25 protein-coding genes are annotated in these 26,333 nt (G+C 63.3%); 19 read left to right on the top strand and 6 right to left on the bottom strand.

Going from position 1 to position 26,333, the window contains the following annotated elements; all coding sequences use genetic code 11:
- Positions 1–13: 13 nt before the first annotated feature.
- The gene (locus H3221_RS17620) at positions 14–1,741 is read right to left on the bottom strand and encodes a SulP family inorganic anion transporter (protein WP_196476734.1); all 1,728 of its coding nucleotides are present in this window, start codon (positions 1,739–1,741) and stop codon (positions 14–16) included.
- A 224-nt stretch (positions 1,742–1,965) separates the two neighbouring features.
- Here H3221_RS17620 and H3221_RS17615 point away from each other — a divergent pair, with 224 nt between their 5' ends.
- The 10 genes from H3221_RS17615 to H3221_RS17570 all read left to right on the top strand — a co-directional run bounded on the left by H3221_RS17615 (position 1,966) and on the right by H3221_RS17570 (position 12,311).
- A complete protein-coding gene (locus H3221_RS17615; RefSeq protein ID WP_397428082.1) occupies positions 1,966–3,627 on the top strand; it encodes a GMC family oxidoreductase in 1,662 nt (553 codons plus the stop codon).
- A 77-nt stretch (positions 3,628–3,704) separates the two neighbouring features.
- Positions 3,705–4,640, top strand: coding sequence for an autotransporter outer membrane beta-barrel domain-containing protein (locus H3221_RS17610; RefSeq protein ID WP_196476733.1), 936 nt, complete (start codon positions 3,705–3,707; stop codon positions 4,638–4,640).
- A gap of 178 nt (positions 4,641–4,818) precedes the next feature.
- Positions 4,819–5,914 (top strand): peptide chain release factor 2 gene (gene prfB, locus H3221_RS17605; RefSeq protein ID WP_196476732.1). Its coding sequence is split into 2 segments (ribosomal slippage): positions 4,819–4,890 and positions 4,892–5,914, totalling 1,095 coding nucleotides; the frame shifts between segments, so codons are not numbered across the junction.
- A gap of 82 nt (positions 5,915–5,996) precedes the next feature.
- On the top strand, positions 5,997–7,499 hold the full coding sequence (gene lysS, locus H3221_RS17600; protein ID WP_196476731.1) for a lysine--tRNA ligase: 1,503 nt from the start codon (positions 5,997–5,999) through the stop codon (positions 7,497–7,499).
- A gap of 165 nt (positions 7,500–7,664) precedes the next feature.
- The gene (locus H3221_RS17595) at positions 7,665–8,378 is read left to right on the top strand and encodes a TetR/AcrR family transcriptional regulator (protein WP_192985804.1); all 714 of its coding nucleotides are present in this window, start codon (positions 7,665–7,667) and stop codon (positions 8,376–8,378) included.
- 43 nt (positions 8,379–8,421) lie between these two features.
- On the top strand, positions 8,422–8,973 hold the full coding sequence (locus tag H3221_RS17590) for a hypothetical protein (protein WP_196476730.1): 552 nt from the start codon (positions 8,422–8,424) through the stop codon (positions 8,971–8,973).
- 8 nt (positions 8,974–8,981) lie between these two features.
- Positions 8,982–10,271 (top strand): flavohemoglobin expression-modulating QEGLA motif protein, encoded by a 1,290-nt coding sequence (locus H3221_RS17585; RefSeq protein WP_196476729.1) that lies wholly within the window; start codon positions 8,982–8,984, stop codon positions 10,269–10,271.
- Between the two features lie 90 nt (positions 10,272–10,361).
- On the top strand, positions 10,362–11,108 hold the full coding sequence (locus H3221_RS17580) for a TIGR00266 family protein (RefSeq protein ID WP_196476728.1): 747 nt from the start codon (positions 10,362–10,364) through the stop codon (positions 11,106–11,108).
- A complete protein-coding gene (locus H3221_RS17575; protein ID WP_196476727.1) occupies positions 11,098–11,991 on the top strand; it encodes an alpha/beta hydrolase in 894 nt (297 codons plus the stop codon). The genes H3221_RS17580 and H3221_RS17575 overlap by 11 nt, the downstream gene beginning before the upstream one ends.
- On the top strand, positions 11,988–12,311 hold the full coding sequence (locus H3221_RS17570) for a hypothetical protein (protein WP_196476726.1): 324 nt from the start codon (positions 11,988–11,990) through the stop codon (positions 12,309–12,311). Before H3221_RS17575 ends, H3221_RS17570 begins: the two co-directional genes overlap by 4 nt.
- Positions 12,312–13,191: 880 nt before the next feature.
- On the opposite strand, the gene H3221_RS17565 is transcribed toward H3221_RS17570, so the two are convergent.
- The 3 genes from H3221_RS17565 to H3221_RS17555 all read right to left on the bottom strand — a co-directional run bounded on the left by H3221_RS17565 (position 13,192) and on the right by H3221_RS17555 (position 15,199).
- Complete coding sequence (locus tag H3221_RS17565) at positions 13,192–13,977, bottom strand: OmpA family protein (protein ID WP_196475882.1); 786 nt, start codon at positions 13,975–13,977, stop codon at positions 13,192–13,194.
- Between the two features lie 46 nt (positions 13,978–14,023).
- The gene (locus H3221_RS17560) at positions 14,024–14,437 is read right to left on the bottom strand and encodes a DUF4398 domain-containing protein (RefSeq protein ID WP_397428080.1); all 414 of its coding nucleotides are present in this window, start codon (positions 14,435–14,437) and stop codon (positions 14,024–14,026) included.
- A 417-nt stretch (positions 14,438–14,854) separates the two neighbouring features.
- Entirely contained in the window at positions 14,855–15,199 is a 345-nt protein-coding gene (locus H3221_RS17555) for a pilin assembly protein (RefSeq protein WP_196475880.1), read from the bottom strand.
- A 167-nt stretch (positions 15,200–15,366) separates the two neighbouring features.
- Between H3221_RS17555 and ppc the strand changes: the two genes are divergently transcribed.
- The 7 genes from ppc (at position 15,367) to H3221_RS17520 (ending at position 22,699) form a co-directional block, all read left to right on the top strand.
- Positions 15,367–18,003 carry a phosphoenolpyruvate carboxylase gene (gene ppc, locus H3221_RS17550; protein WP_196475879.1) on the top strand — a complete coding sequence of 879 codons (2,637 nt, stop codon included), beginning with the start codon at positions 15,367–15,369 and terminating at the stop codon, positions 18,001–18,003.
- A gap of 223 nt (positions 18,004–18,226) precedes the next feature.
- Complete coding sequence (gene adk, locus H3221_RS17545) at positions 18,227–18,874, top strand: adenylate kinase (RefSeq protein WP_017675094.1); 648 nt, start codon at positions 18,227–18,229, stop codon at positions 18,872–18,874.
- A 180-nt stretch (positions 18,875–19,054) separates the two neighbouring features.
- Positions 19,055–19,816, top strand: a complete 762-nt coding sequence (locus H3221_RS17540; protein WP_196475878.1) for a 5'-nucleotidase, lipoprotein e(P4) family — start codon at positions 19,055–19,057, stop codon at positions 19,814–19,816.
- Positions 19,817–19,931: 115 nt separating this feature from the next.
- Positions 19,932–20,615 (top strand): tRNA (adenosine(37)-N6)-threonylcarbamoyltransferase complex dimerization subunit type 1 TsaB, encoded by a 684-nt coding sequence (gene tsaB, locus H3221_RS17535; RefSeq protein WP_160019795.1) that lies wholly within the window; start codon positions 19,932–19,934, stop codon positions 20,613–20,615.
- A 113-nt stretch (positions 20,616–20,728) separates the two neighbouring features.
- A complete protein-coding gene (locus tag H3221_RS17530; protein ID WP_192982982.1) occupies positions 20,729–21,073 on the top strand; it encodes a hypothetical protein in 345 nt (114 codons plus the stop codon).
- 42 nt (positions 21,074–21,115) lie between these two features.
- Positions 21,116–21,985, top strand: a complete 870-nt coding sequence (locus H3221_RS17525; protein ID WP_196475877.1) for a DUF72 domain-containing protein — start codon at positions 21,116–21,118, stop codon at positions 21,983–21,985.
- Between the two features lie 12 nt (positions 21,986–21,997).
- Positions 21,998–22,699, top strand: a complete 702-nt coding sequence (locus H3221_RS17520; RefSeq protein ID WP_196475876.1) for an extensin-like domain-containing protein — start codon at positions 21,998–22,000, stop codon at positions 22,697–22,699.
- Between the two features lie 126 nt (positions 22,700–22,825).
- On the opposite strand, the gene H3221_RS17515 is transcribed toward H3221_RS17520, so the two are convergent.
- The gene (locus tag H3221_RS17515; RefSeq protein WP_224490664.1) at positions 22,826–23,593 is read right to left on the bottom strand and encodes a hypothetical protein; all 768 of its coding nucleotides are present in this window, start codon (positions 23,591–23,593) and stop codon (positions 22,826–22,828) included.
- Positions 23,594–23,699: 106 nt separating this feature from the next.
- Here H3221_RS17515 and H3221_RS17510 point away from each other — a divergent pair, with 106 nt between their 5' ends.
- Positions 23,700–24,485, top strand: coding sequence for a class I SAM-dependent methyltransferase (locus H3221_RS17510; RefSeq protein ID WP_196475874.1), 786 nt, complete (start codon positions 23,700–23,702; stop codon positions 24,483–24,485).
- A gap of 12 nt (positions 24,486–24,497) precedes the next feature.
- Here H3221_RS17510 and H3221_RS17505 read toward each other — a convergent pair whose 3' ends face one another.
- Positions 24,498–25,133 carry a TetR/AcrR family transcriptional regulator gene (locus tag H3221_RS17505; RefSeq protein ID WP_196475873.1) on the bottom strand — a complete coding sequence of 212 codons (636 nt, stop codon included), beginning with the start codon at positions 25,131–25,133 and terminating at the stop codon, positions 24,498–24,500.
- A gap of 91 nt (positions 25,134–25,224) precedes the next feature.
- Between H3221_RS17505 and H3221_RS17500 the strand changes: the two genes are divergently transcribed.
- Positions 25,225–26,328, top strand: coding sequence for an efflux RND transporter periplasmic adaptor subunit (locus tag H3221_RS17500; protein ID WP_196475872.1), 1,104 nt, complete (start codon positions 25,225–25,227; stop codon positions 26,326–26,328).
- Positions 26,329–26,333 lie beyond the last annotated feature (5 nt).

Below are 26,333 nucleotides of genomic sequence, written 5' to 3'. Positions count from 1 at the left end.
TCGTCTTTTCGTTTCAGTCCGCATGCCGGACCTGGCCCGGCATCGCGCCGTCACCATGATCGCTCAGGTAGGCTTCGACGGCCGCGCTGACCGTGGGTTGAAGATGCTCTACCTGATCGTCATGCAGCAGTCCGAAGCGCCGCAGCTTGTCCTTGAGCGGTCCCTTGACCTCCGCAAAGTGCAGTTCGATGCCGATATCCGCCAGCGTCCGTTCCAGGTCGCCGAGCATATCGGCAGAGGTCACGTCGATGCTGGTAATCGGCTCGGCTGCGATCACCACGCGACGCACCGGTGCGGGAGCGTGCTCCAGCGCCTGCAGCAGGCATTGCTGGAAGAGCTCGGCATTGGCGAAGAACAGCGGGGCGTCCCAGCGAAACAGCAGCAGGCCGGGTATCTGCCGTGCATCGGGGTGTCGCTTGATGTCATGGAAACCACGGATGCCCTCTACCTGGCCGAGAACGGTGTAGTAAGGGCGCCAGCCATCCCAGAGAAACTCGATCACCGCCAGCACCACGGCAATGCCGATGCCAGGGATGACACCGAAGGTCACCACGCCGGCAAAGCAGGCCATCGACAGCCAGAATTCCCATTGCTGCACGCGGAAGATGCGGCGCAGGTCGGTGACCACGAACAGGCCGATGACCGCGGCAATCACCACCGCAGCCAGCGCACTGGTGGGCAGGTGCTGCATCAGACCCGGAGCCAGCACCAGCAGCAGGGCGACACTCAGGGCGCCGACGATACCGGCGACCTGGGTCATGGCGCCTGCCGCTTCGGCGACGGGCGTGCGCGACGAGCTGCTGCTGATGGGAAAGCCCTGGAACAAACCGCCAGCCAGGTTGGCGGCGCCGAGACCGATGAGCTCCTGGTTGGGGTCGACGTGGCGTCCGGTGCGCGCGGCGTAGGTACGCGACAGCACGCTGGTGTCGGCGAACGCGACCAGGGCGACGGCGATCCCGCCCAGTGCCACACTGGCCAGATCGACACCACTCAGCCAGGGCAGGGTGAAGCTGGGCAGTCCCTGTGGCAGTTCGCCGAGCACCTGCACGCCCTGGGTATCGAGGTCGAACAGCGCGACCGCCGCCGTTGCCAGGGTCACGGCGATGAGGAGGCCGGGCAACTGCCTGAAGCGGCTCAGCAGCAGGATCAAGGCCAGTGTGCCGGCGCCGACGAGCAGGCTGTAGACGTGGGCCTGGCCCTCGATCAGTGCGCCGGCGATTGTCCGCAGGTCACTGAGCGGACCCTGGCTGTCGATGGAAAAACCGAACAACTTGGGTGTCTGGCTGATCAGCACGCTCAGCGCAATACCGTTCATGTAGCCATAGCGGATGGGCTTGGACAGCAATTCGGTGATGAACCCCAGGCGCAGCAGTCCGGCAATCAGGCAGGTGAGACCGGCCACCACGGCCATCATGCTGGCCAGGGTCACCGCACGCATCGGGTCGCCGCCTGAGAGCGGCAGCACCACGGCGAGAATCAGCGCCGCCAGGGCCGAGTCCGGGCCGAGCACGAGAATACGGCTGGGGCCGAACAGGGCGTAGGCCAGCAGCGGCACGATGGTCGCGTACAGACCATAGATGCCTGGCACGCCGGAGGCCTCGGCATAGGCGATGCCCACCGGCACCAGCATGGTGGTCAGCACCAGGCCGGCCGCAATGTCCTTCGGCAGCCAGGCCAGGTGATAGTCCCTGAGCGTTTGCAGGCCCGGAAGCCAGCGTAGCCAACTACGTCGTTGCGGCATGCCGACACGTGGTTTGCGGGTGTTGCTCGATGGGGCTGGCGGCATCGCGTAACGGCTCTGACAAGGTTGCCAGCAAGTAAAGCGCAGAGCACGGGTGCAGCACCACAGGTTATGGGCGCAGCCTGAACATTCATCCGCTGCATCAGACCAAAAGATCATTCATGCCCGCGCCCGGCTTGTTTTAGGCTGTTGGCCAACGACAAGAACGACACGCGAGGATGCTTATGTCGCAACTGCCACTGGATGCATACGACTACCTGATCGTCGGCGCCGGCCCAGCCGGTTGCCTGCTGGCCAATCGGCTTTCTGCAGACCCTGGCGTCAGCGTGCTGCTGATCGAGGCGGGCGGGCGTGACAACTATCCCTGGATTCATATCCCGGTCGGCTATCTCTACTGCATCGGCAACCCGCGTACCGACTGGTGCTACGACACCGAGGCCGATCCCGGCCTGCATGGGCGCTCGCTGAAATACCCGCGTGGCCGCGTGCTCGGTGGCAGCTCCTCGATCAACGGCATGATCTACATGCGTGGTCAGGCGGCGGACTACGATGATTGGGCAGCGGCGGGCAATCCCGGCTGGGCCTGGCGTGACGTGTTGCCGCTGTTCAAGCGTTCGGAGAATCATTTTGCCGGCACCAGCGAACTGCACGGCGGCGATGGCGAGTGGCGGGTCGAGCGCCAGCGTCTGTCCTGGGCGATTCTCGAGGCCTTCCGTGAGGCGGCTGCGCAGAGCGGTATCGCCAGCGTCGATGACTTCAACGGCGGTGACAACGAAGGCTGCAGCTACTTTCAGGTCAACCAGAAGCGCGGCGTGCGCTGGAATGCCTCCAAGGCCTTTCTGCGCGATATTCGCCAGCGCCCCAATCTGCAGGTGCTGACCGGCGCCGAAGCTGAACGGCTGGAGCTGGCTGACGGTCGCGCCCGTGCGCTGCATCTGCGTTGTCAGGGGCGGGCGCTGCGCATTGCGGCTCGCCGCGAGATCATTCTCTGTGCCGGCGCCATCGGCTCGCCGGCCTTGCTGCAGCGCTCCGGCATCGGCCCCAGGCCACTGCTCGAACGCCTGGGCATCGGCGTGCACCATGAGCTGCCAGGTGTCGGTGAGAACCTGCAGGATCACCTGCAACTGCGTTTGATCTATCGAGTCGAGGGCGTGAAAACGCTCAACCGCATCGTGGCTACTCCCTGGGGCAAGCTGGGCATGGGGCTGGAGTACCTGTTCAAGCGCAGCGGGCCACTGTCCATGGCGCCCAGCCAGCTAGGCGCCTTCGCCAAGTCCGACCCCGGCCAGGCGCGCGCCAACCTGCAGTATCACGTGCAGCCATTGTCGCTGGAACGTTTTGGCGAACCCTTGCATGACTTCCCGGCTTTTACCGCCTCGGTATGTAACCTGCGCCCGCATAGCCGTGGCAGCGTTCAGATCGCCTCGGCCGATGCCAGCGTCGCCCCGCATATCCGCCCCAATTACCTCAGTGACGAGCGGGATCTACAGGTGGCTGCCGACGCCATTCGCCTGACCCGGCGCATCGTCGCCGCGCCCGCCCTGGCCGGCTACCGGCCCGAGGAATACAAGCCTGGGCCTCAGTACCAGAGCGAGGAAGACCTGCAGCGCGCAGCGGGCGAGATCGGTACTACCATCTTCCACCCGGTCGGCACCTGCGCCATGGGACAGGGCCGTGAAGCGGTGGTCGATGCGCGTCTGCGCGTGCATGGTATCGCCGGTTTGCGCGTGGTCGACGCGTCGATCATGCCGAGCATCACCTCGGGCAATACCTGCTCGCCGGTGCTGATGATCGCGGAAAAGGCCGCGCAGATGATCGCCGCCGATGCGCGAGCGGCGATAGGCATGCTGCCGCAGCGCGAGCCTGGTTGCAGGGTGAGCGCGTGACCGGTCGATCCGAGCCTTGGCGGGCTAGGCTGACGGTGTGCTCTGGTAGCATTGGGCGTCGATGAATGGAGGCGAACATGGCTCTGCGTGTAGCGCTGATCGGGTTGGGCTTGCTTCAGGTCGCCATGAGCGTTGTAGCTGGCGACCTGGCGTTGGACCAGCGTGCCTTGCTCCTGGAGGACAGCCGGTTGCCGCGTGAGGCGGCCCTGGATCGTCTGCAGCAAGTGCGCTTCGCCTTTCGCGAGGCGGCGCCTGAGGCCGGCGAGTGGCCGCTGTGGTCGCGTACTTACGGCATCCAGGGGAGCTGGGACGACGCCGGCCTCGAGCGCCGCGGCGAGGGGCTGCTGATGGGGATGGATCGTGCGCTGGGCGGACAGTGGATCGGCGGTGTGCTGGGTGGCGTGACGCGTGCCCGGCTGGATCATGATCAGGGGCATGGCCGCACCGATAGTCGTTACCTTGGGGTATACGCCGCGACCCGGGTATACAACCAGTTGGGGTTTCGGCTCGGGTTGCTGCACGGCTGGCATGAGCTGGATCGGCGTGATAACGCGCGCAGTTGGCAGCTGTTTGGCGAAAGCAGTTACGCCATGGACTATCGCGATTTCACCCTGGAGCCATTTGCCGGCCTGGCGTTAGTGCATCTGGATGCCGACGCCCGACGTTTTGACGGACTGCGCCTGACGGCAGCGCACGAGCAGGGTGGTTACCTGACGCTTGGCTGGCGCCTGGCCGCGCCCTGGTACTGGCAACAGCGCAAGTGGGTAGGGCGTGCCAGTCTGGCGCTGCGGCAGAACCTGGGCAGCGACCGCTTGCGTGACGAGGCGGTCGACGGCCAGGGCGCACTCCAGCAGATGCACAGTCGTGAGTTCGCGCGCAGCAGCCTGCGTCTTGACCTGAGCCTGGATCATGAGCTCAGCCGCAGTCTCTACCTGGGCCTGACCTATGCGGGCCATTACGCCGAAGACGCGCGCGACAACGCCTTGGCAGCGCGTCTGAGCCTGAAGTTCTGAGCGCGCCCCGCCGGTCAGTCAGCGGGCTGCCAGGGGGCTTCGAGTCGGGTATACTCGCCGGCTTTTCAGAAACTTTGCGGTCACGGCTCTTGTCGTGCTCGGCCAGGGCAGCGCATTAGCCGCTTGGGCGAGCCGGATTGAGCCTTTTCGCGTCTTTTGCCCGAGAGCGCCGACTACCATGGAAATCAATCCGATCCTCAACGCCATCAAGGACCTGTCCGAGCGAACCCAGTCAATTCGGGGGTATCTTTGACTACGATCACAAGCATGATCGTCTTGTCGAAGTAAACCGCGAGCTGGAAGACGCCAGCGTCTGGAACAAACCCGAGTACGCGCAAGCCCTGGGCCGCGAGCGCGCCATGCTGGCTCAGATCGTCGAAACCATCGACGATCTCACCGGCAGTCTGGTCGATTCCAGGGATCTGCTGGAAATGGCCGCTGAAGAAAACGACGAAGCTGCGGTGAACGATATCGTCACCGAGGTCGAACGCCTGCGCGAAATCCTCGAGAAGCTTGAATTCCGCCGCATGTTCAGCGGCGAGATGGATCCGAACAACTGCTATCTGGACATCCAGGCCGGTTCCGGCGGCACCGAGGCTCAGGACTGGGCCAACATCCTGCTGCGCATGTACCTGCGCTGGGCCGACAAGCGTGGCTTCGACGCCACCATCATCGAGCTGTCCGAGGGTGAAGTCGCCGGTATCAAGGGCGCCACCGTGCACATCAAGGGCGAATATGCCTTCGGCTGGCTGCGCACCGAGATCGGCGTGCACCGCCTGGTGCGCAAGAGCCCGTTTGACTCCGGCGCGCGTCGCCACACCTCGTTCTCGGCAGTGTTCGTATCGCCCGAGATCGATGACAAGGTCGAGATCGACATCAACCCGTCCGATCTGCGCATCGACACCTACCGCTCCTCCGGTGCCGGTGGTCAGCACGTCAACACCACCGACTCGGCGGTGCGTATCACCCACGTGCCGACCAACACCGTGGTGGCTTGCCAGAACGAACGTTCCCAGCACGCCAACAAGGACACCGCCATGAAGATGCTGCGGGCCAAGTTGTACGAGCTGGAAATGCAAAAGCGCAACGCTGCTTCGCAGGCGCTGGAAGACAGCAAGTCCGATATCGGCTGGGGTCATCAGATCCGTTCCTACGTGCTCGATGACTCGCGCATCAAGGATCTGCGTACCGGCGTCGAGCGTAGTGACTGCCAGAAAGTCCTCGATGGCGACCTCGACGGCTACCTCGAGGCCAGCCTCAAGCAGGGCCTGTAAGCCCAGCAACCAATCCCGTGGGGGCCGGCTCGCCGGCACCTGCTCAACACTTTGTACGACACGCCAGGCAGATAAAGCGACCATGAGCGACCAACAACTCGACCAGAACGAACTGCAACAGGAAGAAAACAAGCTGATTGCCCAGCGCAAGGAAAAGCTTGCTGCCGTCCGTGAGCAGGGCATTGCCTTCCCCAACGATTTCCGCCGCGACCGCCTGTGCGCCGACCTGCAGAAACAGTACGAGGGTAAGAGCAAGGAAGAGCTGGAAGCCGCAGCCATCCCGGTCAAGGTGGCCGGGCGCATCATGCTCAACCGTGGCGCCTTCATGGTCATCCAGGACACGTCCGGGCGCCTGCAGGTCTACGTCAACCGCAAGACCCTGCCGGCCGAGCAACTGGAAGCGGTCAAGCACTTCGACCTGGGCGACATCATCGCTGCCGAGGGTACCCTGGCCCGCTCGGGCAAGGGCGACCTGTACGTCGACATGCAGAACGTGCGCCTGCTGACCAAGTCGCTGCGCCCGCTGCCGGACAAGCACCATGGCCTGACCGACACCGAGCAGCGCTACCGCCAGCGCTACGTCGACCTGATCGTCAATGAGGAAGTGCGCCACACCTTCCGTGTGCGCTCGCAGGTGATCGCGCACATCCGTCGCTTCCTCAACGAGCGCGGTTTCCTCGAAGTGGAAACCCCGATGCTGCAGACCATCCCCGGCGGCGCCGCGGCCAAGCCGTTCGAGACCCACCACAATGCGCTGGACATGGCCATGTTCCTGCGTATCGCCCCGGAGCTGTACCTCAAGCGTCTGGTGGTGGGTGGTTTTGAAAAGGTCTTCGAGATCAATCGCAACTTCCGTAACGAAGGCGTTTCGACCCGGCACAACCCCGAGTTCACCATGCTCGAGTTCTACCAGGCCTACGCCGATTACCGCGACAACATGGACCTCACCGAGGAGCTGTTCCGCGAGCTGGCCCTGGCTGTGCTGGGCAGCACCGACGTGCCGTATGGCGACAAGGTATTCCACTTCGGCGAGCCGTTCGTGCGCCTGTCGGTGTACGACTCCATCCTCAAGTACAACCCGGAGATCACCGAGGCTGACCTCAATGACGTCGAGAAGGCCCGCGCCATCGCCAAGAAGGCTGGCGCCAAGGTGCTTGGCCACGAAGGCCTGGGCAAGCTGCAGGTGATGATTTTCGAGGAGCTGGTGGAGAGCAAGCTGGAGCAGCCGCACTTCATCACCGAGTATCCGTTCGAAGTGTCGCCACTGGCGCGTCGCAACGACGACAATCCCAACGTCACCGACCGCTTCGAGCTGTTCATCGGTGGACGCGAGATCGCCAACGCCTATTCCGAGCTCAATGACGCCGAAGATCAGGCCGAGCGCTTCCTTGCCCAGGTGGCCGAGAAGGACGCCGGTGATGACGAAGCCATGCACTACGACGCCGACTTCGTCCGCGCCCTGGAGTACGGCATGCCGCCGACGGCCGGTGAAGGCATCGGCATCGACCGCCTGGTGATGCTGCTGACCAACTCACCGTCGATCCGCGACGTCATCCTGTTCCCGCACATGCGTCCGCAGGCTTGATGCCAGACAGAAAGCCGCCTTCGGGCGGCTTTTTGCTACTTGTCTTTGCACGTTTCACGGCGATTTCACCGGTCGCCCGGGCTGTAAGCGAAACGGAGCCTTTTGCTTGCCTGTCCAAGCCATTACTCTCCCTGTCATAACCAGAACCCAGAGGGTCGACCCACCTTGAGCCCCGTGCCCGCGTCCCCGAATGCCACCCAGGCAGCCAATGCCGTCGCCGAAAGCGTCCAGTATCAGGGCCGCAAGGCCAGTCGCCAGGGCAGTGAGCAGCGCCGCCAGGCGATTCTCGATGCCGCCATGCGCATCATCGTGCGCGATGGCGTGCGTGCTGTTCGCCATCGTGCGGTGGCGGCCGAGGCGCAGGTACCCTTGTCGGCCACGACCTACTATTTCAAGGACATCGATGACCTGATCACCGATACCTTCGCCCAGTTCGTCGAGCGCAGCGCTGCGCAGATGGCGGCCTTCTGGGCCAGCACTCAGGGTGCGTTGGAGGAGATGGTCGGGCGTCTGGATGGTAGCGAGCAGGCGCGTCGGCAACTGGCCGACGAGATCGCCGCTCTGGCGGTGCAGTACGTGCAGCGCCAGTTGCGTGAGCGTCGTGATCATCTGATCGCCGAGCAGGCGTTCCAGCAGGAGGCCTTGCTCAATCCACGCCTGCGCGAGCTGGTGCGCGCCCACCGGCAGATCCTGCAGCAGGGGGTCACCCACTTCTTCGAGGTACTGGGCTCGCGCCAGCCCGAACAGGATGCCGTGCTGTTGACGGCCGCCATCGTGCGGATGGAGTATCAGGGCCTGCTAGACGGTGTAGAGCACCTGGACAGCCAAGGAATGCTGGCCATCCTTAAACGCTACATGAACCTGGTTCTGGGGTTGTAAACCGTCGATCATCGGGTCGAACGGCCTTCACAAGGAGAGCGAAATGAAAGCCTGGCGCGCATGGGTCGCCCTGTCCTTCCTGCTGTTGAGTGGTTGCCTGGTCACCTTCAAGGACCCGATTCCGGCCAACGAGGCTGCGCCCATACCACTGCTGGGCGAATGGACCCGGCAGGACGAGTGGGGCGATCAGCTGTTTCTGGAGATCACCCGTGCCGGCTCCAACCTCTACCTGGCGCGTATCTATGAAGGCAGCGCGGACAACGAAAGCAGCTTCGAGGAGTTCGGTTTCACCGTCGCTCATCATGGCCGCCGCTGGTACCTCTCGGCGGGCCTGCCGAAGAGCCTGGGCGCCAACTTCGCCATTGCCGGTTTCGAATTGACCAGGGACAACGAACTGGTGCTGTACAACCTCGACACCGACCGCATTCTCCAGGATATGGAAAAGGGCCTGCTGGAAGGGCAGACCGTCTCCATGCCCGAAGCTGACGGTGCATTGATCACCAGCCCGCTGGACAAGGTGTTCGCCTACCTCGACGACCCGGCCAATGCCGACCTGTTCGTCGAGGTGGCGCGCTATCAGCGGGCCGCCGAGTAGGAACTGCAATGAACAGCCAGCAAAAACTGGACGACTACCAACTCTGTATTCGTGCCCTCAGTGACCGCATCGTCGATGCGCAAACGCCCATCCGCATACTCGACGCGGTGAAGTGGGACGACGGCATCCGTGACGGCTTTCTCAAGGCCAAGGGCAAGCAGCTGCCAGCCGTGGATCGCGACTACTACCTGAGTCGGCCGCTGGCCTTCGATGCCACCGCGAAGAAGCAGGAATTTCAGAATATCGAGCGCGATATCACCCGCCAGCTCGGCCAGTTCAACCCGGTCGGGCAGATCATGCGACGCATGTGCAAGGAATACCGCATGGTCATCCGCATGCTCGAGGCGCGTGGCACCGAGGACTTCGGCCTGATCAGCCAGGAACTGTATGGCGCTGCCTCGGACGCCTTTCATGCTGGCGATCCGACCTTGGCCGATCTGGGTCTGATGCTTTCGGACTACCTCAACAACATCGCCGCGCGTGGTGATCTGGAAGACGAGGCCAAGACCCTCGGGGCCAGTGATGCGGTGAATATTCTGCAGCAGCGCCTGGCCGGGGTGTTCGGCGACGACACCATTCGCGTGTTCGAGTCCGACGGTATCCTTGCCGATGCTGCCGCCGGCGCCGACTACATCAAGATCCGCAGCGATGCGCGCTTCAACGAGCGCGACGTCAAGGCGCTGGAGGTGCATGAAGGGCTGGTGCACGTTGGCACCACGCTCAACGGCCTCAACCAGCCGATCTGCACCTTCCTGGCCAAGGGCCCGCCTTCATCGACGGTGACCCAGGAGGGCCTGGCAATTCTCATGGAGGTGATCGCCTTCGCCTCCTACCCCACGCGTTTGCGCAAGCTGACCAACCGCACCCGCGCCATCCACATGGCCGAGGAGGGCGCAGATTTCCTCGAGGTGTTCGAGTTCTTCCGCGAGCAGGGTTATGGTCTGGAAGGCGGCTACAGCAATGCCAGCCGGGTGTTCCGCGGCTCGCTGCCGACGGGGCTGCCGTTCACCAAGGACCTGTCCTACCTGAAGGGCTTCATCCTCATCTACAACTACATTCAGCTGGCGGTGCGCAAAGGCAAGCTGGAGCAGATTCCACTGCTGTTCTGTGGCAAGACCACCCTGGAAGACATGCGCACGCTGCGCAAACTGGTGGACGAGGGCCTGGTGCTGCCGCCCAAGTATCTGCCGCCGCAGTTTCAGGACATGAACGCGCTATCGGCCTGGATGTGCTTCTCCAACTTCCTCAACCATTTGAGCCTGGATCGCATCGAAGCGGACTACGCCAACATCCTCTGAATCACACCGCACGTAGGGTGCGCCGCGCGCACCGCTGCCGCAACGTATCATCAGGTTTACAATGTCGTGGCCCACCCCGGAGACCCGCAAGTGCCCAGCCATCAACTCGAATACGAAATCCTCGGCGCTTCGGCGCAATCGGTGGAGATCATCCTCGACCCTGGCGAGACGGTAATTGCCGAGGCCGGTGCGATGAACTACATGACCGACGGCGTGCGCTTCGAAACACGCATGGGGGACGGTTCGTCCAGCGGTCTGCTGGGCAAGCTGTGGGGCGTCGGCAAGCGTATGCTCACCGGCGAGTCGCTGTTCATGACCCACTTCAGCAACGGCGGGAAAACCCAGGCGCGGGTCGCCTTCGCCGCGCCGTATCCGGGGACTGTGGTGCCCATCGACCTGGCGAAGGTCGGCGGCCGGCTGATCTGCCAGAAGGACGCTTTCCTCTGTGCCGCACTTGGCACCCGCATCGGTATCAGCTTCGCCAAGCGCCTGGGGGCCGGCTTCTTCGGTGGCGAGGGCTTCATCCTGCAGAAGCTCGAAGGCGATGGCCTGGCCTTCGTGCATGCCGGTGGCACGGTGATCCGCAAGGAGCTGAACAATGAAACCCTGCGCCTGGACACCGGCTGCCTGGTGGCTTTCAGTAGCGGTATCGACTACGACATCGCCCTGGCCGGAGGCCTCAAAAGCATGTTGTTCGGCGGCGAAGGCATCTTGCTGACCACGCTCAAAGGCACCGGTACGGTGTGGATCCAGAGTCTGCCGTTCTCGCGTCTGGCTGAACGTGTCTATGCCGCGACCGTTCAGGCGCGCGAAGAGGTGCGCGCGGGTGGCAAGTAGCCTGCGAGCACTGGCCTTGCTGCTGGCCAGCCTGTGGTTGGCCGGTTGCAGCGGCCTGTTGTTCTACCCGGAGCCTGGCCTGCCCATCACTCCGGCTCGCGCCGGCCTGGAATACCGCGATATCGAACTGCGCGCCGCCGATGGCACGCGCCTGCATGCCTGGTGGCTGCCGGCCAAGGCCGGAGTGAAGGTCAAGGGCACGGTGCTGCATCTGCATGGCAATGGCGGCAATCTGGCCTGGCACCTGGGCGGCGTTCATTGGCTGCCGGAACAGGGCTATCAGGTGCTGATGCTGGATTATCGCGGTTACGGTCTGTCCGAAGGCAAGCCGCGGCTGCCGGAGATCTATCAGGATATCGATGCGGCCTTCGCCTGGCTCGAACAGGCGCCGCAGGTGCAGGGCGCGCCGCTTTTCCTGCTCGGGCAGAGCCTCGGTGGCGCGTTGGCCGTGCACTATCTGGCTGAGCATCCCGAGCGTCGCTCAGGCGTGCAGGCCATGGCGCTCGATGGTGTGCCAGCCAGTTATCGCGACGTGGCCCGCCATGCCCTGAGCTCGTCCTGGCTGACCTGGCCGCTGCAGGTGCCGCTGTCCTGGTTGGTGCCGGATGGTGACAGCGCGATTCAACGCATCGATCGACTCGCAGGCTTGCCGCTGCTGATCTATCACAGTGTTGACGATACGATCGTGCCGCTTTCCAATGGCCAGCGTTTGTATCAAGCTGCGCGCCCGCCACGCGCCTTTCAGGCGACCCGTGGCCTGCACGTGCAAACCTTTGCCGAGCCCGCCTGGCGCCAGTCGCTGTTGGCGTTCTTCAGCGCGCCGCAGGCGTTTGTCGAACGCCAGGGGCCGGCTACCGAATCCGCAACAGAGAGTCCGCAATGACCGAACGTAATCCCATTCCCCTCATCTTCACGGGTGTCGCCAGCATCGTCGGCACCATCGGCGTGCTCTGGTACTACGGCTACGTGCATTTCGCCAAACCGGAAGATGCGCTGCTGCTGTCCGATTTCACCATGCTCAAGACCATACCCGGTGAGGACTACAAGGTCTCGCTGAAACCAGCCAACCAGGTGGCGCAGTGCATCGATGGCGTGCTGGTCTTGTTCGATCTTCAGCAGAAGGGGCTGACCGGCGTGCTGGTGGACAACAAGAAGCAGGCGGTGCGCTGCATGGGGCAGGAAACCCCGGCGCTGGAGCAGTAAGGTTCGGCGCTAAAAAGAAGGTTCTTCGCATAGTTTGGGGAAAGTGCGGATTGACACTGGACTGGCAATTAAGTGTTAGCTGTCGATGACTTGGCACTCTCCATTAACACGCCGCCTGGCCTGATGGGTTTCGCCCCTTACGGGCGACTCACTTTCTTTGCTTGTGCAAAGAAAGTAAGCAAAGAAACACACCCCTACATACGGCCCCGGCTGCGCCGGGGTTCCCTCGCTCCATCACCGTTACAGGGGCACGCCGTGAAGGGCCATCCCTGGCCCATCACGGCTCTCGCGACATCCATGTCGCTCAACCCCTTCCACGGCGATTCCACTCGGCCTCCTGAAGGGGACTTGGGAGTCGTCTGTAAGATCCGCGCTTCAAGAGCAAAAGCCAAACGCTACTGGCTTTGATCTTGCGGAGATGTCGCAAGCTCGCGGCCCGGTCCCCTTCAGGAGGCCGAGTGGAGGAGTTGCGCTGGGGGACGAGCCGCATGGATGCGGCGAGAGGCTTAATGGGCCAGGGATGGCCCATGTAAGCCGGCCCCCGGAGCGACACCGGAGCGAGGGAAGTTTCGCGTAGCGAAACCCGGATGTCGGGGTGCCCTTCTTTGGCACACCTTTCTTGGGCAAGCAAAGAAACGTAGCGAAGCGCAGTAACAGCCGCAGGCTGGCCCGCAGGGTGAGCGCAGCGAATCAAGGTGTGGCGCCCGTGAGGGGCGCAACCCAAACGTTCAGCGCATGCGGTAATGGACAGTGCTAAGTCAGCAAGCGATACGCACACAAACTTGCCAGTTCGGTGTCAAGCGTATGCTCCCCGCGAAAATGCGATGTACCAAAAAGAAACCCGCCATCAGGCGGGTTTCTTCGTTGCGGCGGCTATCTATCAGGCGCCGGTAGCCGAACGCGGAGCGACCGGCTGGTTGTCGTTGGAGATGGTTACCTCCACACGGCGGTTCTGTGCGCGGCCGGAGTCGCTGGAGTTGTCCGCGACCGGGTACTCCTTGCCATACCCCTGAGCGACGATGCGCGTCGGCGCCACGCCAGAGCGTACCAGGGCGCGGCGTACGGACTCGGCGCGGCGCTCGGACAGGCCCTGGTTGTAGCTGGCCGAGCCGACGCTGTCGGTATAGCCCTCGACGATCACCTGGCGCTCCGGATTCTCCTGAAGGAAACGCGCCAGTTCGGTGACATTGGGCAGCGCGCTGCTCTTGAGTTCGGCCTTGTTGAAGTCGAACAGGACGTCACCAAAGGTCACCAGCGTGCCGCGTTCGGTCTGCTTGGCGTTGAGGCTGTTCTGCAGCTTGCGGATCTGCGCATCGCGAGCGTCCAACAGTGCCTGGGCGCGTTGTGCCGATGCGTTTTTCAGCTCGTTTTCGGCATTACGCAAAACGATGGTCTGCTTCGCTACATCGACGCGCTGATTAGTGAGGTAGGCCAGTTGGTCGACTTTCTTCTCATCTGCATCGTTCATGTAGGCCTTGTCGGCCTTGTCCAGCCACTCCTTGGCTTCTTTGGTTTCCAGTGCTGCCAGCTTGGTGGCTTGCGGGTCGCTCTGCAGGGTGGAGAAGTTGCTGCGGGCCGACTCCAGGTTGGCGTTGGGCTGATGCGAGCAGGCAGCCAGGCCGACACTCAGAGCCAGTAGGGCGGGGATCATCACGTGTTTACGCATGGCGATTCATCCTTATATCTGTCAGCGAATTGGGGGGGAGGGCCGCTCACTGAGCGTTGCGCATACCTTCTTCACGCAGGTCCTGAACACCCTGACGGGCGTCCTGTAACGCGCGTTCGGCCTTGGCGGCCTCGGCCTTGCGCTCGGCGAGGCGGGCATCCCATTCGGCCTGTTCGGCGAGACGACGAGCTTTCTCGTATTCCTCCTCGTGCATGGCGAACTCCGCTTCTTTCAGCTTGTCCTGCGCGGCTTTCATTTCCACCGGAGCGAATTCGGTTCCGCCGGCGCTGATCGCCGAGTTCACGGCAGACTGCGTCACGGCATACTGTTCGCTGGGCGGGTTACCCGCACAGCCAGCGAGTACCAGACTGCTACCCAGCGCCAGGGCGGCCAGTTTGATCCCGTGCAGGCGGCTGCGCGGGGCTTTCTCGGTATGGGTCTTCATGGCGGCTAACTCCATTTGAAACACTCCTATGAACGACGATATCCGTGGCAATTGGCCCATCGTGCTGCCCGTCTACCAAGGGTTTTGGCGATATTGGCGTGCCACGATGGCCTGCACTTGGGACCCACACGTTTTTCGAATGGTTCAGAAAAAAAGACAGTTAGCTCATGATTTTTTGGATGACTGGTCAGTCAGGTAAAACTGCTCTGGCAGTCCTTGAAGCGGGCGGTGAGATTCGTCGATAAACCTCAAGTCCTTGTGGATACTGGGTTTTTAGTCCTTGTCAGGTTGCTGGGGGGGGCGCGACAAAGGCGCCTCTGAAGCGTCCAGGATCGCTGTCGCTGTTGCGTAAAACAACTCGGGCATTCGGCGTTCAGACTCTGAACAAGCGGCGTTGAACGATATATCGAACGAATGAGCGCCTTCCCAGCATCAGTGGCTCTTACCCTTGTCTGCTTCACTGAGCTCACGCAAGTATTTACGCGACAGCGCCAGAAAGCGCGGTGTGGGCCCTATGTCCTCGTACAGCGGGTCGCCTTGTTCGTCCAGTGCCACCACCTTGTTGCCGCGCACGTAGGGCAGGCTGGCCTCGAGTTCCTCGAGCGCTGCGCCGATCAGTTCGCCGAGCAGTTCCTCGCTGTGATGCTTGGGGTACATCTCGGTGAGCGCCGCCAGGCGAGCGGCCGACTCGACATCCAGATGAATGTGATAACGGGTCGGGGTCAGGTGCCCCTTGGCATTCTGTTCCCAGTGTTTTGCCAGTTCGCGAATTCTCATGTCGTCACTCCTCACGGGTGGCGCAGCTGATGCCGGCTAGCGCATCCACTACGCCTGTCAGTAAGCCTAGTCCCAGCACGCATGCCTGCCTGGGTACGCGTCGCACCCTTGTAAGAAGTTGGCGTGCTGTGCACTCTGTTGACACTGAACAGGATAAGGAGTGCGACATGGCGGAAATCGATGCGCGCCTGCGTGAAGAGGTGCACCTGCTCGGCGAGCTGCTCGGGCACACCATCAGCACTCAGCTAGGCGACGAGTTTCTCGACAAGATCGAACGCATACGCAAGTCGGCCAAAGCCGGTCGTCGTGGCTCTGCGGCGGGTGCCGAGCAGTTGACCAGCACCTTGGGCGATCTGGGTGACGACGAACTGCTGCCGGTGGCACGGGCCTTCAATCAGTTTCTCAACCTGGCCAACATCGCCGAGCAGCAGCATCGTGTGCGTCGCCGCCGTGCCGGTGAGCCCGAGCCGTTCGAGTTGCGCGTGTTCGACGAACTGCTCGAACGCCTGCTCGCCGCCGGACAGAGCGGCGATGAACTGGCGCGCCAGCTGGGGCGCCTGGACATCGAACTGGTGCTGACTGCGCACCCCACCGAAGTGGCGCGGCGTACGCTGATCCAGAAATACGATGCCATTGCGGCGCAACTGACCGCACTGGATCACTGCGACCTGTTGCCAGCCGAGCGTGAACGCATCGCCCAGCGCTTGCAGCGGCTGATCGCCGAGGCCTGGCACACCGAGGAAATCCGTCGTAGCCGGCCCAGCCCGGTGGACGAGGCCAAATGGGGCTTCGCGGTCATCGAACATTCGTTGTGGCAGGCGGTGCCGCAGTTCCTGCGCCGCGCCGATCAGAGCCTGCAGGCCGCTACCGGCCTGCGTCTGCCGCTGGAGGCTGCGCCGATTCGTTTCGCCTCGTGGATGGGCGGCGACCGTGACGGCAACCCCAATGTCACGGCGCGCGTGACCCGTGAGGTGTTGTTGCTGGCGCGCTGGATGGCCGTCGATCTCTACCTGCGTGACGTCGACAATCTGGCTGCGGAGCTGTCCATGCAGCAGGCCAGTGACGAACTGCGCGCGCAGGTAGGCGACAGTGCCGAACCCTACCGCGCATTGCTCAAGCAGCTTCGTGAGCGTCTGCGCGAAACGCGCAGTTGGGCGCAGCAGGCGCTCACTTCCGAGGTGGCGCCCAGTGCTGCAGTGTTACGTGACAATCATGATCTGCTGGCGCCGCTGCAGCTCTGCTACCAGTCGCTGCATGCCTGCGGTATGGGCGTCATCGCCGATGGTCCGCTGCTCGATTGCCTGCGTCGAGCAGCCACTTTCGGCCTGTTTCTGGTCCGCCTCGATGTTCGCCAGGATTCCGCCAGGCACGCTGCGGCGATGTCGGAAATCACCGATTACCTGGGCCTCGGTCGCTACGCCGAATGGGACGAGGAGACGCGCCTGAGCTTTCTCCAGCGCGAGCTGGAAAACCGCCGGCCACTGTTGCCAAGCGACTATCGCCCCTCGGCCGATACTGCCGAAGTGCTCGCCACCTGTCGTGAGGTAGCTGCTGCGCCTGCCGCATCGCTGGGCTCCTACGTGATCTCCATGGCCGGCGCCGCCTCCGACGTGCTGGCCGTGCAACTGCTGCTGAAAGAGGCCGGGTTGCGCCGACCGATGCGGGTGGTGCCACTTTTCGAAACCCTGGCCGATCTGGATCACGCCGGGCCGGTCATGGACCGCCTGCTGGGGTTGCCCGGCTATCGTGCGCGCCTGCATGGTCCGCAGGAAGTGATGATCGGTTATTCCGATTCGGCCAAGGACGCTGGTACAACCGCCGCTGCCTGGGCGCAGTACCGTGCCCAGGAGGAATTGGTGCGTCTGTGTCGCGAGCATCAGGTCGAACTGCTGCTGTTCCACGGTCGTGGTGGCACCGTCGGCCGTGGTGGTGGCCCTGCTCACGCGGCCATCCTGTCGCAACCGCCCGGCTCGGTGGCGGGGCGTTTCCGTACCACCGAGCAAGGGGAAATGATCCGCTTCAAGTTCGGCCTGCCGGATATCGCTGAGCAGAACCTCAACCTCTATCTCGCAGCAGTGCTGGAAGCCACGCTACTGCCACCACCAGCGCCGGAGCCGAGCTGGCGGACGATGATGGATCGCCTTGCCGATGTCGGCGTGAAGGCCTATCGCGGGGTGGTGCGCGAGCATCCACAGTTCGTCGAATATTTCCGCCAGGCCACGCCGGAGCAGGAACTCGGCCGCTTGCCGCTGGGCAGTCGCCCGGCCAAGCGGCGCGAAGGTGGTGTGGAGAGTCTGCGGGCGATCCCGTGGATCTTCGCCTGGACCCAGACGCGGCTGATGTTGCCGGCCTGGCTCGGCTGGGAGCAGGCCCTGGGACAAGCCCTGCAAGGCGGTGATGCTGAGCTGCTGAAAAGCATGCGCGAACAATGGCCGTTCTTCCGTACGCGCATCGACATGCTGGAAATGGTCCTGACCAAGGCAGACGCCAATATCGCTGCCCTGTATGACGAGCGCCTGGTCGAACCCTCGCTGCAGGCGCTGGGTGCGCAGTTACGCGACCTATTGTCGCAGGCGTGCGCTGCCGTGCTGGAACTGACCGGCCAGTCGCGTCTGCTTGCGCACAATCCGGAAACCTTGGAATCGATCAGCGTGCGCAACACTTACCTCGACCCGCTGCATCTGTTGCAGGCCGAGCTGCTGGCGCGCTGCCGGCAACGTGAACAGGCGCCGGAGAGCCCTCTCGAACAGGCCTTGCTGGTCAGCGTTGCCGGTATTGCAGCGGGCTTGCGCAACACGGGGTGAAGGGCAGCGGGCGCTGGTGGACAACTGCCTGACCTGCGCTGCGAAGCAGGTCCAGGCCGCCGGGAGGAGGGTTTTTATCCGACTTTTGGCGGCTTGTGCGCCTGGGGTGCGCTGTGTATCTTGAGCAGCCTTTTGGCCGCTACGGCTGCCGCACTACATTCAAGAGATTGGCCCCACGAGGCGAGTCCGACCGATTACTACATAACTCTTGAGGAGCACATCGATGCGCGTGATTCTGCTGGGGGCGCCCGGTGCCGGCAAAGGTACCCAGGCTCGCTACATCACCGAGAAATTCGGCATTCCGCAAATCTCCACTGGCGACATGCTGCGTGCTGCGGTCAAGGCTGGCACCGAGCTTGGTCTGAAGGCCAAGAGCGTGATGGACGCTGGTGGTCTGGTCTCCGACGACCTGATCATCAATCTGGTCAAGGAGCGCATCGCTCAGGCCGATTGTGCCAATGGCTTTTTGTTCGATGGTTTCCCGCGCACCATTCCGCAGGCCGAAGCGCTGCGTGATGCTGGCGTCGCTCTGGATCACGTGGTTGAAATCGCTGTGGAAGACGAGGAAATCGTCAAGCGTCTGTCCGGCCGCCGTGTTCACCCGGCTTCCGGCCGCGTCTACCACACCGAGTACAACCCGCCGAAGGTTGCCGGCAAGGACGACATCAGCGGTGAAGAGCTGGTTCAGCGCGAAGACGACAAGGAAGAAACCGTGCGTCATCGCCTGTCCGTCTACCACTCGCAGACCAAGCCGCTGGTGGACTTCTATCAGAAACTCTCCGCTGCATCCGGTACCCCGAAATACAGCCATATTCCGGGTGTCGGCAGCGTTGAAGAGATCACCGCGAAGACTCTGGCTGCTCTGGACTGAGTCCAGATCGCCAGCTGTCATCATGACAAGGCCCCGCAAGGGGCCTTGTTCGTTTATGGAACCTGATACGTTCAGGTCGCTCTCAAGCATGGCCGAGCAATGTGTGCCGGCTAGTATCGACGATGCAGCCTTCGGCCTGCGTCGGGGCGTGTCGATAACCTATAAGGAAGAGGGCATTCAATGACCGAGAAACGCATCTGGCTGGGCCTTGCGGTATCGCTGCTGGCGACTGAGCTGGCACTTGCCGACACCGCGACGGATTGCTCCGTCACCGAATTCACCATGGGCTTGCGCTTTCAGCAGCAGTCCGCGGAAATCCAGGCGTTGCAGTTGCAGGCTTACAATATTGCCACGGAGAAACTCGACAAGGCTGTGGCGGCGGCGAAGGATCCATCGAAGCTGGCCATTGTCACCGACCTCGATGAAACCGTGATCGACAACAGCGTGCTGCTAGCGCGCGATCTGGCCAACTGTCACCCGTACGACGCCTGGGACACCTGGCTGCCCTGGGAGCGTGACGGCACCCCCGAACTGATCCCCGGTGCGAAGAAATTTCTCGAGCATGCCGACAGGCTCGGCGTGACCATCCGCTACATCTCCGACCGCGCCGACGAGCAGAAGAAGTACACCTTGGCGACGCTGAGCAAGCTGGGTCTGCCGCAGGTGTCGGAGGAGAGCGTGCTGCTGCTCGGGCCGCCCAAGGTCGAGCGCCGCGCAATCGTCAGCGCCGATCATCAGATCATCCTGCTGCTGGGTGACACGCTGCATGATTTCGACGCACGTTTTCGCAAGACACCGCTCGACGCACAGCGCAGTACCGTTGCCGAAGAGTCGGACAAGTGGGGCGTCGAGTGGATCGTGTTCCCCAATGCCAGCTACGGCACCTGGTCCAAGGCGCCGCTCAAAGGCTGGGATGCCGAGCCGGTAGTCGAGCCCTGGTAAGGCGGCGCTGATCTCCGTCGGTCGCTCTGCGCAAGTCAGGCGCCGTCATGGCGCTGGAAAAAATGTTGTCGAGCCGGTCTAATGCCGGCTCTTTTTCTTCAGCTGGCCGAATGCAATGACCACTCTCCTGGCCCTCGATACCGCTACCGAAGCCTGCTCCGTCGCGCTGCTGCACGATGGTCGCGTGCTCAGCCACTACGAAGTCGCCCCGCGCATGCACGCGCAGCGCCTGTTGCCGATGATTCAGCAACTGCTGGGAGAGGCGGGTATCGCCGCATCGGCGCTGGATGCCATCGCCTTCGGCCGTGGCCCGGGTGCATTCACCGGTGTGCGCATCGCCATCGGCGTGGTGCAAGGGTTGGCCTTTGCCCTGGATCGACCGGTGCTGCCGGTCTCCAATCTGGCCGTGTTGGCTCAGCGTGCGCTGCGTGAGCAGGGCGCGACCCAGGTCGCAGCCGCCATCGATGCACGCATGGACGAAGTCTATTGGGGCTGCTACCGCGCCGAGGCTGGCGAGATGCGTCTGCTCGGTCAGGAGGCAGTGTTGCCGCCGGAGCAAGCCGAGGCGCCGCGTGGCAGCGAGGGCGAGTGGTTCGGCGCCGGCACCGGTTGGGGCACCTTCGCCGCGCGTATCGCCCTCACGCCAACGAGCATGGATGGCAGCATGCTGCCACATGCCGAAGACTTGCTGAGCCTGGCCCGCTTTGCCTGGGCGCGTGGTGAGGCGGTGCCCGCTGATCAGGCGCAGCCGGTGTACCTGCGTGACCAGGTCGCCACGCCGAAAGCGCCGCCGGCATGACAACTGGTCGGATGCCTGGCGTCAGAATCCCCTTGGCATTTGCCAAGGACGATGCCCGCCGCTACATTGCCAGCACTGTCCCTTGTTCAGCCGAGCCCACCGAGCAGTCCTAGATGCGGATCGACGGTTACCTACCTTCCTACTCGCCAGATCGCGGCCCCCGTTCGGGCACCGCGGTCACGCCCTATCGTGAGGCGCAGCGGGAGGTCGAGGCTCAGCGCGAACAGCCGGCTGCGCCGGCCAGCAGCCAGGGTCTGGAGCAGACGCCGCAGATTCGCCGTGTGCAGGCCAGCAGCAGTAACACCGATAGCCTGCCGATCCGTGCGCAGGACCTCGGTTATCAACAGCCTGCGCTGAGCAACCGTGCCGCTCAGGCGCTGGCCAGCTACAGCACCACCGCCGCTTACGCCAGCGAGTACGATGCGCAGGAAGTGCTCGGGCTCGATCTCTACGCGTAACCCCGTTTCACGCCCTCTCAGCCAGGTCCGCTAAACAGATCGATGAGCGCTGCGCTTCCCTATTACCTTGGTTGTCCGTCCTGGAGCGAAGCTGCCTGGCGAGCCACGCTGTATCCGCAGGATACCCGGCCAGCCGAGTTTCTCAGCCGCTACACCGAGGTGTTCAACGCGGTGGAAGGCAACACGACGTTCTACGCCAGGCCCAGCGAGCAAACGGTGGCGCGCTGGGTACAGGCGATGCCGACGCACTTTCGCTTCTGCGCCAAGTTGCCGCGAGACATCAGTCATAGCGAGGATCTCTGCCAGCAACTGGATGGGGTCATGCAGTTTCGCCAGTTGCTGGCGCCGCTCGGCGAACGGGTAGCGCCTTACTGGCTGCAGCTGCCGGCCAGCTTCGGACCGTCGCGGTTGGCGGAGCTGGCGGCGTTCATCGAGCATTGGGGTGACTGGTCTCTGGCGATAGAAGTGCGCCACCCGGAATTCTTCGCCAAGGGCGATGCCGAGCGCGTGCTCAATCGCCTGCTGCACGAGCGTGGTATCGAGCGTATCTGCCTGGATTCGCGTGCGCTGTTCAGCTGCGATTCGCAGGAGCCCGCCGTGCTGCATGCGCAGGGGAAGAAACCGCGCCTGCCGACTCGGCCCACTGCGTTCAGTCAGGGCCCGCAGTTGCGCTTCATCGGTCATCCCAGGTTACTGGCCAACGACCCCTTCATGTTGCCCTGGCTGGACAAGGTCGCCGGTTGGATCGAGCAGGGGCTGTCTCCCTACGTATTCGCGCACACCTCGGATAACCGCCTGGCGCCGGAGCTGGCGCGGCGGTTTCATGAACAACTGATGCTGCGGCTGCCAGGCTTGCCCGAACTGCCGGTATTGCACACGGAACCGGAACTGGAGCAGCTCGGCTTGCTCTGATGGAGGATGAATATGCTGATACGGATAATCGGCCGCTTGCTGTTGCTCTCCCTGCTGCTGGGCGCAGCGCTACTGGTGGCGTTGTGGCGTGGATGGCTGGATGTAGCGCCGCGTTTCAACCCCTGGGCGCCGCTGGATGTTCGAGAGACGCCGAATCTGCTGACCCCTTTCAAGCTCTGGCGTCTGGGTGACGATCGCGAGTTGTGCGACCTGGCGCTGGCGACGTCCGGGCTGCGTTTCATCCGTCTGGCCGACAGCACGCCACACCCAGGCTGCCCGGTGGAGAACGCCGTGCGCATCCAGGGTGCCAGCGTTGGCCTGAGCAGCAGCTTCATGGCCACCTGCCCGCTGGCGGTGAGTTTTGCCCTGTTCGAGCGACATGGGCTGCAGCCGGCTGCCCAAGCGGTGTTCGGTCAGCCGGTGACCCGCGTCGAGCATGTCGGCAGCTTCGCCTGTCGCAGCATTGCCGGTAGTCAGCGGCCCAGTCAGCATTCCTATGCCAACGCGCTGGATATGGTCGGCTTCCGTCTGCGCGACGGCCAGCACATCAGCGTGCTGCGTGACTGGCCGGGGCAGGGCGACAAGGCGCGCTTTCTGCGTCTGGTGCAGGAAGCGGCCTGCGACCATTTCAACCTGACGCTGGGGCCGGACTACAACACCGCCCACCGCGATCACTTTCATGTGGATATGGGTATGTGGCGGATGTGCCGCTAGCGCAGTACGCCACAGGTCAACTGGCGGTCGGGCGGCTGTGCGTAGGGTGTGCCGTGCGCACCGATCAGGCACTGCGGTATTTCCGGTACGCATGGCGCACCCCACCGGCATGCGGGCATGGCGCGACTAGCGTTTTGCCAACAGCAGATCGGCCGCCTGCCCGCTGCGTCCATCGGCGAATTCGAACTGTCCCAACTGTGCGATCCGGTCATAAGCGCCCAGGGCGATGCTGACGTCGCGGGCGCGCAGGTCAATGGCGCTGACGCCTGCTTCGCCGAGTGTCTGCAACTGCTGGCGGCCCTGGGCATCGAAACGCAGCAGGCGCAGCTGGTCGAACACTGCATCGGCCGCATCGATACGTCCGTCGCCGTTATCGTCGAAGCGCGCCAGTTCGGCGAAGCCATTGGCAGCGCCATGCTGATCGCCGAACAGCTCGCGACCGTCGTCGATACGTCCGTTGTCATTGCGATCCAGCGCCAGCAGCGCATCGTCATTGGTGGGTACGCTGATCGAGTCCATGCGTCCATCGGCGTCCAGATCGAAGCTCACCGGGCGGCTCAGACCGCTGGTGGAAAACCCGTTGCCGGCCAGATCCAGCACCAGCGGGTCGACCTGCTGGGGCGCTTGTCCGGCACTGACATTCAGCTCCATGCCGCGTTGGTCGCTCACTGCCTGACTGACGGCGGCTGCAGGGCTGGACACGGCAGGTGGCTCGGTTGCCTGCTGCAGCTCGCGGGCAATTTCTCCAGGTTTCTGTTCGTCGCCTATCCCAAGGGTGCGGCGCAGAATCTGATAGTTGATGGATTCGTGCGCCACACTTTCGAGTTCTTCATCGAGAGGGCGACGGCTGGCGGAGCTGCTGCTTGGGCGTGGTGCGGAGAGGGCGTCGAACATGTTCACTCTCGATGCGGCTGTTGGCGGCCGGGTCTGGCAGAATGCCGCTTCTTCGATATCGGCCGCGCGGTCGATGTTTTGAGTGATTTTTGAGCAGAACGAGCCAATGACCGACGAGCGGCATAACGCCAGCATCCGCATCCAAGCCTTGCATCCTCAGTACGCCGAAGCGGCTGCCCGATGGGCGTCACGCCTGGGCTTACCGCTCGAGGGTGAAACCGAGTTCGCCCTGCAGCTGGGCGACGATGGGCTGCAACTGGTGGAGCTGGGCGACAAGGCGCCCGGCCCGGTACGGGTGGATTTTGTCGAGGGAGCTGCAGCGCATCGACGTCAGTTCGGCGGCGGCAGTGGGCAGATGATTGCTAAAGCCGTCGGCGTACAGTCAGGCGTTCGTCCACGAATTCTCGATGCGACGGCGGGGCTGGGGCGCGATGCCTTCGTGCTGGCCAGCCTGGGCTGCGAGATGACCCTGATCGAACGCCAGCCGCTGGTGGCGGCACTACTCGAGGACGGTCTGCAGCGTGCGGCGCTGAACCTCGACGTGGCGCCCATCGTGGCGCGCATGCGTCTGCTGACCGGTAACGCCATCGAGCTGATGCGCAGCTGGCAGGGGGAGGCGCCGCAGGTGATCTACCTCGATCCGATGTTCCCGCATCGCGACAAGAGTGCGCTGGTTAAGAAGGAAATGCGTCTGTTCCGCCCGTTCGTCGGCGATGACCTGGATGCGCCGGCGTTGCTCGAGGCGGCGCTGGCGCTGGCCACTCATCGCGTGGTGGTCAAGCGCCCGCGCAAGGCCCCGGTAATCGAAGGTGGCAAGCCAGGCTACGTGCTGGAAGGCAAGTCCAGTCGTTATGACATCTATCCGAAGAAGAAGCTGGAAGCCGGCGCATAGAGCGCTGTAGGTTCAGGACCGGTAGGCACGCAGGAACAGCTGCACGGCGTCCTGCACGTGATGCTCGGCGGCTTCGCCTTCCAGCGGTTCGCCACAACCGATCAGCAGGCGGAAATGCGCGCCACCCTTGAGCAGACTGAAGAAGTGATCGGCGGCCAGATGCGGATTATCCAGGCTCAGCAGGCCGCGCCCGGCAGCCTTGTGCAGTAGCACTTCCATCTCTTCCTGCACCCGCTTCGGGCCGGCTTCGTAGAACAGCTGCGACAGCTTCGAGCCCTGGCTGGCCAGGTTCACCATCATCCGGTGCATTTCTACCGATTCACGGCTGTTGACGAGTGCCAGGAAGCCGCGCGCGATGCCCAGCAGTTGGCTCTCCAGCGGCACGTTATCCGGCAGTTCGAACAGCAGTTCGGGAAGCTGCTCCTCGCACTTGGCCTTGATCGCCGCAGAGAACAGGGTCTCCTTGTCGGTGAAGTGACTGTACACCGTGAGCTTGGAAACGCCTGCTTCAGCGGCAATGGCGTCCATGCTGCTGCCGTCGTAACCGTTGCGCAGGAACAGACTCTTGGCTGCCTCGAGGATGGCACGACGTTTGGCGGGATCCTTCGGACGGCCGGGGCCGGAAGGTTGTAACAACTTGTCAGGCATTGGCGGATTTTAATACTGGACTGGCGAGTTTGCTATTTTTACTATACCCGCCAGTACAAATATTCCAAACCTTCTCCGAAAGGTCTTACACATGTCCCGCCACGTTCTCCCGCTTGTTGCGTCTTTGGCTCTCGTATCTCTGCTGTCTGCCTGCGGTAACGGTGAGCAGGTGGAGCAACCGATCCGTCCTGCCATGGTGGTGCAGCCGCAGCCGGCTACTGCGCTGGTCGACAGCTATCCGGGCGAGGTGCGCGCACGTTACGAGCCGGAGCTGGCCTTCCGGATCGCCGGCAAGGTGAGCAAGCGCATGGTGGACGTCGGCGACCGGGTGAAGAAGGATCAGCCACTGGCCGAACTGGACCCGCAGGACGTGCGCCTGCAGCTGGAAGCCACCCGCGCGCAGGTGGCGGCGGCAGAGGCCAACCTGCAGACCGTGCGCGCCGAGCGTGAGCGCTACAAGGCGTTGCTCGGGCGCAACCTGGTCAGCCGCTCGCAGTTCGATAACGTCGAGAATCAGTACCGTGCTGGCGCAGCGCGTCTGAAGCAGGTCCAGGCCGAATACGACGTGGCCCGCAATCAGACCGACTACGCCGTGCTGCGCGCATCGCAGGACGGCGTGATCGCCCGCCGTGCGGTCGAGGTGGGGCAGGTGGTGGCGGCGGGGCAGACGGTGTTCACCCTGGCTGCCGATGGGGAACGCGAGGTGTCGATCAGCCTGCCGGAGCAGAGCTTCGGTCGTTTCGAGATAGGTCAGGTGGTCGAGGTCGAACTGTGGTCGCAGCCTGATCAGCGTTTCCCCGGACGCATCCGCGAGATGGCGCCAGCGGCCGATCCACAATCACGCACTTTCGCCGCCCGTGTCGCGTTCACCGAAGGCAAGGTGCCGGCCGAGCTGGGACAGAGCGCGCGGGTATTCATCGCCAGTAATGGCGAGGTGCCGCTGGCTGTGCCGTTGTCGGCACTCAGCGCCGAGCAGGGCCAGTCGTTCGTCTGGGTCGTCGATCCCAAGGAGCACATCGTGCAACGCCGTCCGGTCCGTGTCGGCGCCTATGGTGATGATCGTGTGCCGGTGCTGGAGGGGCTGGCCGCTTCCGATTGGGTGGTCGCCGCCGGGGTGCAGATTCTGCGCGAGGGCCAGCAGGTACGCCCGGTCGATCGGGACAATCGCAACGTCGAACTGGCAGCCAAGGAGTAAGCCCG

Source organism: Pseudomonas chaetocerotis (genome assembly GCF_015712105.2).
GTDB lineage: Bacteria > Pseudomonadota > Gammaproteobacteria > Pseudomonadales > Pseudomonadaceae > Aquipseudomonas > Aquipseudomonas chaetocerotis.
Note: the sequence above shows the minus strand (reverse complement) of the source record. Positions and strands in the feature narration are given on the sequence as shown.